The following is a 13,350-nucleotide window of genomic DNA, read 5'->3' on the forward strand; positions in this document are numbered from 1 at the left end:
TGTATCTTACCACAAAATTTTCAAAAATGAAACTAACTACTATTTCTCTCGGTTTGGTATGCCTTATATTTGCCGCTTCTTGTACAACTGAAAAATCAGACGAATTGGATATAAAACCGCCAAACGCACAAAAAATTGATACTACTTTAACCAAACATGGTCATGAACGCAATGATCCATATTATTGGTTAAATCAACGTGAAAATCCAGAAGTGATTGATTATTTAAATGCTGAAAACGATTATTATCAAAAAATGACGGCTCACACAAAGGATTTTCAACAAGATTTGTTTGAAGAAATGAAGGCAAGAATTAAAGAAGATGATGCATCTGTACCTTATTTCTTAAATGGATATTGGTATCAAGTACGATACGAGAAAGGAAAAGATTATCCTATTTACACAAGAAGAAAGGAAAAAATAGATGCTCCGGAAGAAATTATTGTAGATGCCAATATAATGGCAGAAGAAAAATCCTATTTCAATTTGAACGGCTTAAGCATCAGTCCTGATAACAAGTACGCTTCATTTGGAGTTGATACTGTGGGGAGAAGGAAATATGAAATTCAATTTAAAAACCTACAAACAGGTGAAATCTTAGAACAAAAAATTCCACTAACTACCGGTGGAAGCACATGGGCTAATGACAGTAAAACCCTTTTTTACACTAAAAAAGACGAAACCACATTGCGTTCAAATCAAATATTTAAACACAAGTTTGGATCTTCTTCAGAAGAAGATAAATTGGTTTTTGAAGAAAAAGACGAGACTTTTTCATGTTACGTATACAAATCGAAGTCTAGGAAATATATTTTTATAGGATCATCATCTACTATGGCAGACGAATACAGCTTTTTAGATGCAGATGCACCTGATCAAGATTTTAAACTAGTTACTCCAAGAAAACGAGGCGTGGAGTACAGTCTTTCTCATTTCGGAGATTACTTTTACATTACAACCAATAAAGACGATGCTACTAATTTTAAATTAATGCGAGCTCCAATTGAAAATTCTACAGATTGGGAAGAAGTTGTACCGCACCAAGAAGACGTCTTGTTAGAAGGAATTGATATTTTCAAGGATTTTCTGGTTTTAAGTGAGCGATATAATGGTTTAACAAGAATTAAAGTTCAGCCTTGGAAGAATAAAGAAGATGCTTATTATTTACCATTTACAAGCGAAACCTATACGGCTTATACCACAACAAATTTAGAATTTGATACAACCAAGTTAAGATATGCATACAACGCCTTAACAACACCTTCATCAGTTTTTGAGTTTGATATGGAAACCAAAACAGAAACTTTGTTGAAGCAACAAGAAATTCCAGATCCAAATTTTGATCAAGACCAATATATATCTGAACGAATTTGGGCAACAGCTACCGATGGAACCGAAATACCAATTTCATTAGTTTACAAAAAAGGAATTCAGAGAAACGGTAAAAATCCAGTTTTACAATATGCTTACGGAAGTTATGGAGCTACTATGGATCCTTATTTTTCTACTACTAGAATAAGTTTGTTAGATCGTGGTTTTGTATTTGCTCTTGCACATATTCGTGGTGGGCAATATCTTGGAAGGGATTGGTATGAAAAAGGAAAACTACTACACAAAAAAAATACCTTCACAGATTTTATAAATGTAAGCGAATATTTAATTGAACAAAAATATACAACACCAGAACATCTATACGCAATGGGCGGTTCTGCTGGTGGATTATTGATGGGTGCAGTTGCTAATATGGCACCAGATTTATACCATGGGATGGTTGCTCAAGTTCCGTTTGTAGATGTTGTAACCACAATGTTAGACGATTCAATTCCTTTAACAACTGGAGAATATGATGAGTGGGGAAATCCAAACGAAAAAGAATCTTATGATTATATGTTATCTTATTCGCCTTACGATAATGTAATTAAACAAGACTATCCAAATCTTTTAGTAACAACTGGATTACACGATTCTCAGGTGCAATATTGGGAGCCTGCTAAATGGGTAGCCAAATTACGAGATAAAAAAACAGACAATAATCTTTTATTTTTAGACACTAACATGGAAGCTGGCCATGGAGGCGCTTCAGGAAGGTTTGAAGCCCTAAAAGAACTCGCTAAAGAGTATGCTTTTTTGTTTGATTTAGAAGGAATAGAAAACTAATTTCAAAAAAAAATGTAAATTTGTTTTTTTGGGAAGGTATTTTCTCAAAAAATAAACAACAAAATATGTTAAATCATAACAAAATCCACGACAGTCTGCTAGACTTGATTGGGAATACCCCGATGTTAAGGTTAAATAAAGTTTTAAATGCTATTCCTGGTGAGTTTTATACCAAGTTTGAAGCTCATAACCCTGGTCATTCTTCAAAAGACAGAATTGCAGCTTATATTATTGATAAAGCTGAAAAAGAAGGGAAATTAAAACCTGGAGACACAATTATTGAAACCACATCCGGAAATACTGGCTTTAGTGTCGCCATGGCATGTGTAATTAAAGGCTATAAATGTATTCTGGCAGTTAGTAACAAGTCTTCTAAAGATAAAATTAGTTTATTAAAAACCATGGGAGCAGAAGTGCATGTTTGTCCATCTAATGTAGCTTCAACAGATCCTAGATCCTATTACGAAGTAGCTAAACGAATTCACCAAGAAATTCCTAATTCAATTTACATCAATCAGTATTTCAATAGTTTGAATATTGATGCACATTACTTAACCACTGGTCCTGAAATTTGGAATCAAACACAAGGAAACATTACGCATTTAGTGGCTTGTAGTGGAACTGGCGGAACCATTTCTGGAAGTGCACGCTATTTAAAAGAACAAAATCCTGGAATAAAAATTATTGGCATAGATGCTTTTGGATCTGTAATTCAAAAATATCATGAAACAGGTGAGTTTGACCAAGAAGAAATTTATCCCTATAGAATTGAAGGTTTAGGAAAAAACCTTATTCCTTCTGCAACCGATTTTGAAGTTATAGATCGGTACGTAAAAGTTTCTGATGAAGATAGTGCATTTGCAGCTAGAGAAATTGCCAAAAAAGAAGGAATGTTTGTAGGTTATACTTCTGGAGCCGCTTTACATGGTGTTCGAATTTTAGCAGAAGAAGGAGAATTTGATGAAAACAGCAAGGTAGTGGTAATCTTTCCAGATCATGGATCGCGTTACATGAGTAAAATATACAGTGATGAGTGGATGGCAGAACAAGGATTTACCACTCCCGAAGAAAAAAAACCAACTCCAAAACCAATCAAAAACTTGAACAAAAATTAAATCTAGTATTTAATTTCATTAAGGTTTTTTCCAATTCGCTTCTGTAAATTAGTTTTGCAGAATACAAAACAACAACTATGAACGACATATTCGATAAAATATACAAAGACAAAGGGCCATTAGGTAAATGGGCAGACCAAGCAGAAGGTTATTTTGTTTTCCCAAAACTTGAAGGAAATATAAGTAACCGAATGAAGTTTAACGGAAAGGAAGTAATAACTTGGAGCGTTAACGATTATCTTGGTTTAGCAAATCATCCTGAAGTGAGAAAAGTTGATGCAGAAGCTGCTAAAAAATGGGGAAGCGCATACCCAATGGGTGCTAGAATGATGAGTGGTCATACTGAATTACACGAAAAGCTTCAGAACGAATTAGCAAGTTTTGTGAACAAAGAAGCTGCGTATTTATTGAATTTTGGATACCAAGGCATTTTATCTACAATTGATGCTTTAGTAGGCAAAAATGATGTAATTGTTTACGATGTTGATGCACATGCTTGTATAATTGACGGTGTGCGTTTGCATCTAGGAAAAAGATTTACATATAAACATAACGATGTTAAGAGCATTGAACTTAACCTAGAAAGAGCTACTAAAATTACAGAGCAAACGGGTGGTGGAATTTTACTAATTTCGGAAGGTGTTTTTGGAATGCGAGGTGAACAAGGCAAACTAAAAGAAATAGTAGCCTTAAAAGAAAAATATAATTTCAGATTATTAGTAGATGATGCACACGGTTTTGGAACCTTAGGAGAAACTGGTGCAGGTGCTGGCGAAGAACAAGGTGTGCAAGACCAAATTGATGTATATTTTGCCACTTTTGCAAAATCGATGGCTAGTACAGGTGCTTTTATTGCTGGCGATAAAGAAATAATGGATTATATGAAATACAACATGCGTTCTCAAATGTTTGCAAAATCATTGCAAATGACGCTTGTTGAAGGAGCACTTAAGCGCCTAGAAATGATTAGAACTATGCCAGAATTGAAAGCAAAACTCTGGGAAAATGTAAATGCATTACAAAACGGACTTCGAGAAAATGGATTTGACATTGGTACAACATCAAGCTGCGTTACACCAGTTTATTTACACGGAAGCATTCCTGAAGCCATGGCTTTAGTTAAAGATTTACGTGAGAATTTTGGGATTTTTTGTTCTATTGTAGTGTATCCTGTTATTCCAAAAGGTTTGATTTTACTTCGTTTAATTCCAACTGCTTCGCATACCTTAGAAGATATAAACGAAACCTTAAATGCCTTTTCAGCAATTAGAGAAAAATTAGAAAACGGCACTTACAAGAAATTAGCTAAAATGGCAATGGAAGCTGCTGAATAATTTTACTGCGGAGGGATTTCAAATTTTTCTCTCCGCTCTTGTTTTTTCTCTTTTACCTTTTCTTTCTTTTGGAATTCGTCTTTTTGTTCATCATTTTCAAAGATGTATTCTTCTTTATGAAATTGATCAATTCTATAAGAAATTCCAACTCCAACCTGCCATCTCTGTGGTGTGTCTTTAAAATTAATCAATCCGAACGCATCTACTTGTAAATTTCTATCAAATAGATAAGCTGCTCCAAATCGAAATAAATCATCTGAATAAAAATCATCTATCAGGCTTTGAAATTCGCCAAAAACTGAAAAACGGCTACTTAAAGAATGGGTTAATGTGAAGGTTGCTGCAAATAATGGATAATCTGTTGTAAATCTGTCGTAAATAAAATTGGTTACAAATACCCAGCGAGAATAATTATGCTGCGTAATAATTCCTATTCTAGGTGAAACATTTGGTGTCTCTGGTGGCATAAATTTGCTTTCTGGCCCAAATGCAATATTGGCACCAGCATAAACAGAAACTGCTGGAATTAAATGAAACCACTGAAAAGAATTATTGGCTTTCCAGCTGGTTAAAACTGGACCATCTTGTTCACGTTTTATCCAAGGGTCGTATAGTAAATATTTTGCACCAATTGTATTTCTTTCAAAATTTGAAGCTTCATAAACCTGATTTACACCACCAACTAGAATACTTTCACTTTCACTTAAAAACCGACCATCTAAAATAACTTCTAGTCGATCCATATTTAAACCATAACGGATGGAATAATCAATTCCAAAAATATCTGAATCCGAGAGTAGTAAGGCATGATTATCGTTTCCAAAACTCATTCCTGTTTCAAGTTGAATTACCTGATTACCAACTCCATAAGCGCCATAAGATAATCCTGGTCTATTGGAGTTAATGGTTTCAGTATATTGAGATTGTGCAACTATGCTTAAGGAAATAGCAAGAATCAAAAAAATAGATTTCATACAATGTGAGATTTATTATCAAATATAGTTTATTTCGTAATTTTAAGGCCTTGTTTTATTTTATCAATTTTATAATCTTATTTTTGTGCAAAAGTGTTTTAAATGGAATCCTTTGTAAGCTTCATTTTATTTTTTTTACTTTTTTATTTCCTTTTCAAATTCATTTGGAGAAGATATAAGTTAAGTATTCTCAAATACGTTTCAAAAAAATTTCAACAAAACATTCATAAACGTTTTCAACAGGAGTTTCATCAGAAATATACTGATCAAAACGAACCATTCATTACTTCAACTAAAAAAAATTCACGTAAGACCAACAAAAATCATAAGGTAGGTGAATATGTTGATTTTGAAGAAGTTGAATAAATAAGTATATCATTTATATGAAAATTTCTTGGCATAAAGTTGTACCCCATGTTTTTGTAATTCTAGGATTTATTATTGTTTCCGTAGGATTTTTTAATCCTGTTTTGTCCGGAAAAGTAATTTACCAAAGCGATATTGTACAACACAATGGCATGGCAAAACAACAGCGCGACCTAATTGCTGAAACAGGTGAAGAGTCTTATTGGATGGATAATGCTTTTGGTGGGATGCCGACTTATCAAGTAGGTGCAAATTATTCACATAATTACGTAAAACAACTAGACAAAGTGATACGGTTTTTACCAAGACCAAGTGATTATTTGTTTATTTACTTTTTGGGTCTTTACTTGCTTTTTATGGTGCTAAAAGTGGAACCTAAATTCTCATTTTTAGGTGCATTGGCTTTTGGATTTTCTACTTATCTAATTATAATTTTAGGCGTTGGGCATAATGCAAAAGCACATGCAATTGCTTATATGCCATTGGTATTAAGCGGGATATTACTTTGTTTTAGGAATAAGTTATTTTGGGGCTTTTTAGCGCTTAGTCTTGGCTTGGCTTTAGAGTTGGTAGCAAACCACTTTCAAATGACGTATTATTTGTTACTGCTTTGCATTTGTGTTGGAGTGGTGTACCTAATTCATGCTATAAAGTCTAAACAGATTCCGCAATTTGCTAAGCAACTTGGAGTTATGGTAGGGGCCGCAATTCTGGCTATTGGCTTCAATGCTTCTAATTTATTAGCTACTCAAGAATATACAGATTTTTCTACTCGCGGTACTGAAGAATTAAGCATTAATCCCGATAGTACTGTTAAAGAGAAAAAGAGCGGCTTAGATTATGATTATATTACAGAATACAGTTACGGAGTTGTAGAAAGTTTAAATTTATTTATACCCAATTTTAAAGGTGGTAGCAGTAGTGAATCTTTAGATACTAATTCTGAAACGTATCAAGCTTTATTAGCGCTAACCGGAAGTGCTACTACAGCCAAGCAGTACTTAGAAGGTATGCCAACCTATTGGGGAGATCAGTCTTATGTGGCAGCACCAGCTTATGTTGGAGCAGGAGTTTTATTTTTATTTCTATTGGCTGCTTTTCTTGTAAAAAACAGAATACGCTATTGGATATTTGCAGGCTGTATTTTATCCTTATTTTTATCTTGGGGCGATAACTTTGAAATATTAACCCGATTTTTTGTAGATTATGTTCCTTTATACAACAAGTTTAGAGCGGTTTCTTCTATTCAAGTAATACTAGAATTATGTATTCCTATTTTTGCTATTATTGGTTTAAAACAATTCTTTTCTGAAAAAACAAATATGGATGTTAAAGAAAATGCGCTGAAATGGAGTGGAATAATTGCTGGCGGTATCTGCATTATTTTTCTTCTTTTTAATAGCAACTTTTTTAATTTTTATCATCCAGTAGATCAGCAATTCCCTGATGAGTTGGCTCAAGCTATTCGAAAAGATAGACAAGCTATGTTAGTGAGCGACACCTGGCGAAGTTTTTTAATTGTAGGATTAATTTCAGGATTTTTATGGTTGCTCATCAAGAAAAAATTAAAATCTAAATTAGTTTTAATCAGCCTAGGAGTTATTGTAATTTTCGATTTAATTTCAGTAGATAGACGCTACGTTAATGAAGAAGATTTTGTTCAAAAATCCAAGATGGAACGTCCTTTTGAAATTACTCCAGCAGACCAAGAAATTTTAAAAGATACTACACATTATCGAGTTTTAGATTTATCTAGTAATCCGTTTAATTCTGCCAGAGCTTCCTTTTTTCATAACTCAATCGGGGGTTATCATGCAGCAAAGCCAAAACGAATTCAAAATTTGTATGAATTTTATATAAGTCAAGGAAATCAAGAGGTACTCAACATGATGAATGTAAAATACTTCATTATGAATCCTGAAGACCAAGGTTTACAAGTTCAAAAAAATGATGAAGTAAATGGCAACGCTTGGTTTGTAAATAAAATTGAAACAGTTAGTAGCATAGATGAAGAACTTTTGGCTTTAGGCAACTTCAACTCTAAAGTAACTGCTTTAATGTTATCTAACGAAGCTTCCCGTTTACAAAAGCATGAATTTGATGTACAAGATGAAGATTTTATTACATTGAAAAAGCATCAACCTAACCGACAAGTATTTGAGTTCAATGCATCTAAACCACAATTCGCTGTATTCTCAGAAATGTTTTATAAAAATGGTTGGACAGCCAAAATAAATGGCACAAAACAATCAATTTATAAAGTGAACTATTTATTGCGCGGTTTAAAAATACCAGCAGGAAAAGGAGAAATTATTTTTGAGTTCAATCCACAAGTAGTTAAAACAGGTAGTAAAATCAGTTTAGCTTCCAGTATCATTTTTATTATTTTGCTTCTTTTTGGTTTAGTTCAGTTAAGAAAAACATCAAAGTAATATCAAAATTAATTTAGAAAACCAGCAATCAATTCTACATGAAAAAAGTACTCATTATTGCTTATTATTGGCCACCAGCTGGCGGTCCAGGAGTGCAACGCTGGTTAAAGTTCACCAAATATCTTCCAGATTTTGGTGTAAAACCTATTCTCTACGTTCCTAAAAATCCAACTTATCCCATTACAGACGAAAGTTTAAATAGAGAAGTACCCAAGCACATTAAGGTTATTAAACGTAGCATTTTAGAACCACACCAAATTACTTCTGTACTTTCTAAAAACGAAACCAAAACCATGAGTGCAGGAATCATTGCAGGTCAAGAAAAGCAATCTCCAATGCAGAAACTCATGCTATATGTTAGAGGGAATTATTTTATTCCAGACGCACGCGTACTCTGGGTAAAACCATCGATTAAATATTTAGAAAAGTATTTAACAGATAATTCCATTGAAACCATAATTACTACTGGACCACCTCACAGTTTACACTTAATTGGGCAAGGATTAAAAAAACAATTTACTAATCTAAAATGGATAGCAGATTTTCGCGATCCATGGGTGAATATTGATTATCATAGTCAGCTAAAATTTAAGGAAAGCACACAACAAAAACACATAGAATTAGAAAAATCTATATTACAAGATGCAGACCAAATTGTAGTGACTAGTTTTGAAACAAAGCGAGAGTTTAGTTCCAAAACAGCAAAACCAATTGAAGTAATTACCAACGGATTTGATGAAGTGGAAGCTTTTGACATAGATTTAAGTGAAGCCTTTTCTTTTGTTCACGTCGGCTCGCTTTTAAGCGAAAGAAATCCAACAGAACTTTGGAAAGCTTTTGCAGACTTAGTTGAAGGAGATGAACATTTTAAACAATTTTTCGAGCTGCATTTTGTAGGAAAAGTAAGTCAAGTTGTTTTAAATAGCATAGAAGAAAACGGGCTGAAAGATTATGTATATTTAGATGGTTATTTGCCACATCTAGAAGCAGTAAAAGTACAGCATCAAGCGCAAGTACTCTTGTTAATTGAAGCCAACAGAACAGAGAAAAAAGGAATTATTCCTGGGAAAATTTTTGAATATTTAATGGCCAAACGCCCAATATTAGCAATAGGACCAGAGCAATGGGATGTACAAAAAATTATTTCTGAAACCCAAGCAGGAAATTATTTTGATTATGATAGTCATAACCAGTTAAAAAAACAAATTCAGATCTATTTTCAAGATTTTTTACAAGGTAAATTAAATGTCAATTCTCAACATATTGCTCAATACAGCCGAAAATCGCTTACCCAAAAACTAAGTAAACTTTTATAATGTTATTTCTATAAAACAAAAGCTAACTTAATTACAATCTATTCTTTAATTTAGCACGATATGCCATTATATGGGGATAATTCTAAAACAGTCTTTTAATAATTTAGTTTCAACCTATGTGGGTTTTGGAATTGGGGCTATCAATGTTTTGCTTTTGTACCCAAATTTTATGCAACCTGAGTACTATGGTTTAGTGAGCTATTTGTTAACTGCAGGAAACTTAGTTTGGCCATTAATGGCATTAGGCGGACACAACACTTTAATCAAATTCTTTAGCGCATTTAAATCGAAAGAAGATCAGGATCGATTATTGAGCCTTGTCTTAATTATTCCACTAATTTCAGGAATAATTCTAGGAATATTAGGTGTTTATTTCTACGATTATGTATTGGCATATTTTGAAGGAGAAAACAATTTAGTTCAGCCGTATGCTTGGCTTATCTTTGTTATAGCTATAGTTACAGCCTATTTTGAAGTATTTTTTTCGTGGAATAAAATTTTTCTAAAAAGCACTTTTGGAAATTTTATGAAAGAAGTTTTTCAACGCTTTGGCATTTTTGTACTCCTTATTTTGTTGTATTTTGAAATAATCCAAATTAGTTTTTTCATTTATGCTTCAGCTGGAGTCTATGTGCTTCGAGCTTTTATTATGATGTTTAGCGCTTTTCAAACCTACACGCCAAAATTTCAATTCCGTTTTCCTTCACAAAAATGGGAAATTATAAAATATTCCTTTCTCATATTTGTTGCAGGTACCGTTGGCGTAGCTTTATTCGATTTAGATAAGTTTATGATTGAGCATTTCTTGCCCATAGAAAATGTGGCAGTTTATGGTATAGGGATTTACATTGCAACCGTAATTGCTGTTCCATCAAAAGCTATGCAACAAATCACTAATCCTATAACAGCTAATTTTGTAAATCAAAATAGTGTAGATGAATTACAAAGCTTATATAAACGAACATCGGTAACCTTATTGGTCATAAGCGGACTTATTTTTGTTTTGATCATAGGAAACATCAATCAACTGTATGCATTAATTCCAGAAACCTATCACGCAGGTGTGCAAATTGTATTTTTAATTAGCTTGGTTAAATTATACGATAGTGTTTTGGGAAATAATGTAAGCATTTTATTCAATTCAAATTATTATCATTTTGTGCTGTATTCCGGTGTTATACTTGCTGTTTTAGCATTTTTACTCAACTTGTGGCTAATTCCTTTATATGGTATTTACGGTGCGGCTTATGCTACTTTTACCGCTTTCTTTTTATATAATTCTATTAAACTTCTCTTTGTATTCTTAAAGTTTAAAATGCATCCTTTTAGTATCAAATCGCTTTTGTTATTTTTAATAATAAGTATCTTCTTACTTGCATTCTATTTTTGGGATTTTCAATTTCATCCCATCATAAATATCATTTTAAAATCTGTTTTTATCGCGCTTAGTTATGTATTTTTAGTCTTTGCTTTAAAACTTTCAGAAGATATAACGGGTTTAATTAAAACAGCTAAAAGAAACTTTAAATAATTACAGATGAATTACGTACTAATCGATTTTCCTGCTAACCGAAAAGCTTTATTGCCATTTACATACACAAGACCAATCGCAGAAATTAGAATTGGAATTTTAAGTATTTCCGAAAAATGGAAGCACTTTTTAAAGGAAACTATTTCCTATAAAACAGAAGCATATTTAGAAGAAAAATACCCATTTCGCAAAGCGGAAATCAATACTTTTATCAATTCTTCCGTGTTGCCAACTGAAGCCTTAGTGCAACAAATAAAAAAACTCAATCTTGGTGAAGCCTTGGTAGAAGGTGAAAGTGTGTTAGCTTATGTTTCAAATGAAGTTGTAGACCCAACTACGCTTCAACAAATTAGCTTTCAAGGAACATTCCTTCAAATTGCTGCCCTTTGGGATATCTTTTCAAAAAACCACCAAGCCATTGAAGCCGATTTTAAGCTACTTACTCAAGGGCGAAAATCAGCACCTATTCCCGATTCAGTTTTTACAGTAAATCCAGAACAAATTTTTATAGAAGAAGGTGCTAAATTGTATAACGGAAGCTTGAATGCTTCTGAAGGTCCTATTTATATAGGGAAAGATGCAGAAATTATGGAAAATTGTTCTGTTCGTGGGCCATTTTCTTTAGGTGAGCATTCTACTTTAAAAATGGGCGCAAAAATCTACACCGGCACTACTATTGGACCACATTGTAAAGTTGGTGGTGAAGTGAGTAATTCTGTAATTTTTGGATATTCCAACAAAGGTCATGATGGATTTTTAGGAAACTCCGTTTTAGGCGAATGGTGTAATATTGGAGCAGATACTAATACTTCGAATTTAAAAAACAACTATGCACCTGTTCGTCTTTGGAACTACGAAACAGGAAGATTTGCCAATACAGGATTACAATTTTGTGGTTTAATGATGGGCGACCATTCCAAATGCGGAATCAATACAATGTTCAACACGGGAACAGTTGTTGGCGTAAGTGCCAATATTTTTGGTGCAGGTTTTCCACGAAATTTTATTCCAAGTTTTAGTTGGGGCGGAAGTCAAGGCACAATGACTTACAAAACTACCAAAGCTTTTGAAGTAGCTGAAGTAGTCATGAAACGCAGAAAAATTGAATTTTCAGAAACTGACAAATCTATCCTAGAGAAAGTTTTTGAAATTACATCAGAATACAGAAGAAGCTAAATTGAAATTGCAAATGGATAAATCCATAGCCCACAGATTAATCCGTGGGCTATTGAATAATAATTATCAGAAATAAAACCATTTTAATGGTTTGCTTAACTTTCTTCAGAATTTTTAAAATGATTTTGAAGCGCTTTCATTTGCTTTTGAAATTGTTCTTGGTCTGCTTTAGCTACTCGAAATTTAGATAAGTTTGTTTTTTGCTTATTTTTTAATTTAATTACCCATGTACTTCCACTAACAGGTTCTACATACTTAATGTTTTCTAGTTTAATTGCTCTAGATTTAAAAGAATTAAAAACTTCAATAACATTGTCTTTCACTAGAATATAATTCTTTTTGTAAAAACTAGCTAGAATTAAAAGAGCAACAGGAATATTCATAAAAACAAGAAATTCAGGAATCTCTGAATCTCCAAAATATATAAATATTGATGCTATTAAGATTAGCAAAACATAAATAAGCACAAAGTAACGTATAAAGTTATTTTGCTTGTAAGTGTAATTTTCTAATTTCATTTTTTAAAAATAAAAGCCGCTCTACACTGATGTAAAACGGCTTGTTCATATTGCATAATTAAATTAATGCGTTGTCATTTTTTCTTTCTTTTTTTGAAGCTGTCTTTTTATATCTTCAATAGTGGTTGCAATTGCTGCTTCAAAATTTTTCTCGTTAGTAGAAGCGAATACATTTTGTCCTGGCGCACTTAGCTTAATTTCACAAATCATTCCTGTTTCTGGGCTAGAAGTATTTTCTTTTTTAATAAAGACTTCAGCTCTTACAATCCAGTCATAACGTTGCTTTAATTTCTCTAAACGTTTGCTGGTAAATTCTTCAAGTCGTTCGCTCGCAGTTACGTGTACGTAATTAAAATTAATATCCATAATTGTATTGTTTTAGAATATAAATTTAAGAAATAAAAGAAGTAACTTGGCTACCATTCATGAAAT

The 13,350-nt window shown here is 32.8% G+C and carries 11 protein-coding genes; 8 read left to right on the forward strand and 3 right to left on the reverse strand.

The annotated features are described in order from the left end of the window. The first annotated feature begins 26 nt into the window (after positions 1–26). The 3 genes from IEV72_RS05775 to capB all read left to right on the forward strand — a co-directional run bounded on the left by IEV72_RS05775 (position 27) and on the right by capB (position 4,605). A complete protein-coding gene (locus IEV72_RS05775) occupies positions 27–2,156 on the forward strand; it encodes a S9 family peptidase (protein ID WP_188458144.1) in 2,130 nt (709 codons plus the stop codon). 65 nt (positions 2,157–2,221) lie between these two features. After that, positions 2,222–3,271: a cysteate synthase gene (gene capA, locus IEV72_RS05780; RefSeq protein ID WP_188458145.1), complete on the forward strand. Its 1,050-nt coding sequence runs from the start codon at positions 2,222–2,224 to the stop codon at positions 3,269–3,271. Positions 3,272–3,348: 77 nt separating this feature from the next. Next, on the forward strand, positions 3,349–4,605 hold the full coding sequence (gene capB / locus IEV72_RS05785) for a cysteate-C-fatty acyltransferase (protein ID WP_188458146.1): 1,257 nt from the start codon (positions 3,349–3,351) through the stop codon (positions 4,603–4,605). A gap of 2 nt (positions 4,606–4,607) precedes the next feature. On the opposite strand, the gene IEV72_RS05790 is transcribed toward capB, so the two are convergent. Then, positions 4,608–5,579, reverse strand: a complete 972-nt coding sequence (locus IEV72_RS05790) for a transporter (RefSeq protein ID WP_188458147.1) — start codon at positions 5,577–5,579, stop codon at positions 4,608–4,610. A 102-nt stretch (positions 5,580–5,681) separates the two neighbouring features. Between IEV72_RS05790 and IEV72_RS05795 the strand changes: the two genes are divergently transcribed. The 5 genes from IEV72_RS05795 (at position 5,682) to IEV72_RS05815 (ending at position 12,400) form a co-directional block, all read left to right on the forward strand. Continuing rightward, on the forward strand, positions 5,682–5,945 hold the full coding sequence (locus IEV72_RS05795) for a DUF4834 family protein (RefSeq protein ID WP_188458148.1): 264 nt from the start codon (positions 5,682–5,684) through the stop codon (positions 5,943–5,945). Between the two features lie 17 nt (positions 5,946–5,962). Then, entirely contained in the window at positions 5,963–8,377 is a 2,415-nt protein-coding gene (locus IEV72_RS05800; protein WP_188458149.1) for a YfhO family protein, read from the forward strand. A gap of 38 nt (positions 8,378–8,415) precedes the next feature. Next, entirely contained in the window at positions 8,416–9,693 is a 1,278-nt protein-coding gene (locus IEV72_RS05805; protein ID WP_188458150.1) for a glycosyltransferase family protein, read from the forward strand. A 70-nt stretch (positions 9,694–9,763) separates the two neighbouring features. After that, positions 9,764–11,224, forward strand: coding sequence for an oligosaccharide flippase family protein (locus IEV72_RS05810; protein WP_188458151.1), 1,461 nt, complete (start codon positions 9,764–9,766; stop codon positions 11,222–11,224). A gap of 6 nt (positions 11,225–11,230) precedes the next feature. Beyond that, positions 11,231–12,400, forward strand: a complete 1,170-nt coding sequence (locus IEV72_RS05815) for a GlmU family protein (RefSeq protein WP_188458152.1) — start codon at positions 11,231–11,233, stop codon at positions 12,398–12,400. A 95-nt stretch (positions 12,401–12,495) separates the two neighbouring features. Here IEV72_RS05815 and IEV72_RS05820 read toward each other — a convergent pair whose 3' ends face one another. Beyond that, a complete protein-coding gene (locus IEV72_RS05820; protein ID WP_188458153.1) occupies positions 12,496–12,918 on the reverse strand; it encodes a hypothetical protein in 423 nt (140 codons plus the stop codon). A gap of 63 nt (positions 12,919–12,981) precedes the next feature. Then, positions 12,982–13,284 (reverse strand): ribosome hibernation-promoting factor, HPF/YfiA family, encoded by a 303-nt coding sequence (gene hpf / locus IEV72_RS05825; protein ID WP_188458154.1) that lies wholly within the window; start codon positions 13,282–13,284, stop codon positions 12,982–12,984. Positions 13,285–13,350: the final 66 nt, after the last annotated feature.

This window comes from Psychroflexus planctonicus (assembly GCF_014640195.1).
In the GTDB taxonomy this organism is placed as follows: Bacteria; Bacteroidota; Bacteroidia; order Flavobacteriales; family Flavobacteriaceae; genus Psychroflexus; species Psychroflexus planctonicus.

Coding starts and splice junctions, on each gene's coding strand:
- IEV72_RS05775 (WP_188458144.1), top strand. CDS start 27: ATGAAACTAACTACTATTTCTCTCGGTTTGGTATGCCTTATATTTGCC.
- capA (WP_188458145.1), top strand. CDS start 2,222: ATGTTAAATCATAACAAAATCCACGACAGTCTGCTAGACTTGATTGGG.
- capB (WP_188458146.1), top strand. CDS start 3,349: ATGAACGACATATTCGATAAAATATACAAAGACAAAGGGCCATTAGGT.
- IEV72_RS05790 (WP_188458147.1), bottom strand. CDS start 5,579: ATGAAATCTATTTTTTTGATTCTTGCTATTTCCTTAAGCATAGTTGCA.
- IEV72_RS05795 (WP_188458148.1), top strand. CDS start 5,682: ATGGAATCCTTTGTAAGCTTCATTTTATTTTTTTTACTTTTTTATTTC.
- IEV72_RS05800 (WP_188458149.1), top strand. CDS start 5,963: ATGAAAATTTCTTGGCATAAAGTTGTACCCCATGTTTTTGTAATTCTA.
- IEV72_RS05805 (WP_188458150.1), top strand. CDS start 8,416: ATGAAAAAAGTACTCATTATTGCTTATTATTGGCCACCAGCTGGCGGT.
- IEV72_RS05810 (WP_188458151.1), top strand. CDS start 9,764: ATGGGGATAATTCTAAAACAGTCTTTTAATAATTTAGTTTCAACCTAT.
- IEV72_RS05815 (WP_188458152.1), top strand. CDS start 11,231: ATGAATTACGTACTAATCGATTTTCCTGCTAACCGAAAAGCTTTATTG.
- IEV72_RS05820 (WP_188458153.1), bottom strand. CDS start 12,918: ATGAAATTAGAAAATTACACTTACAAGCAAAATAACTTTATACGTTAC.
- hpf (WP_188458154.1), bottom strand. CDS start 13,284: ATGGATATTAATTTTAATTACGTACACGTAACTGCGAGCGAACGACTT.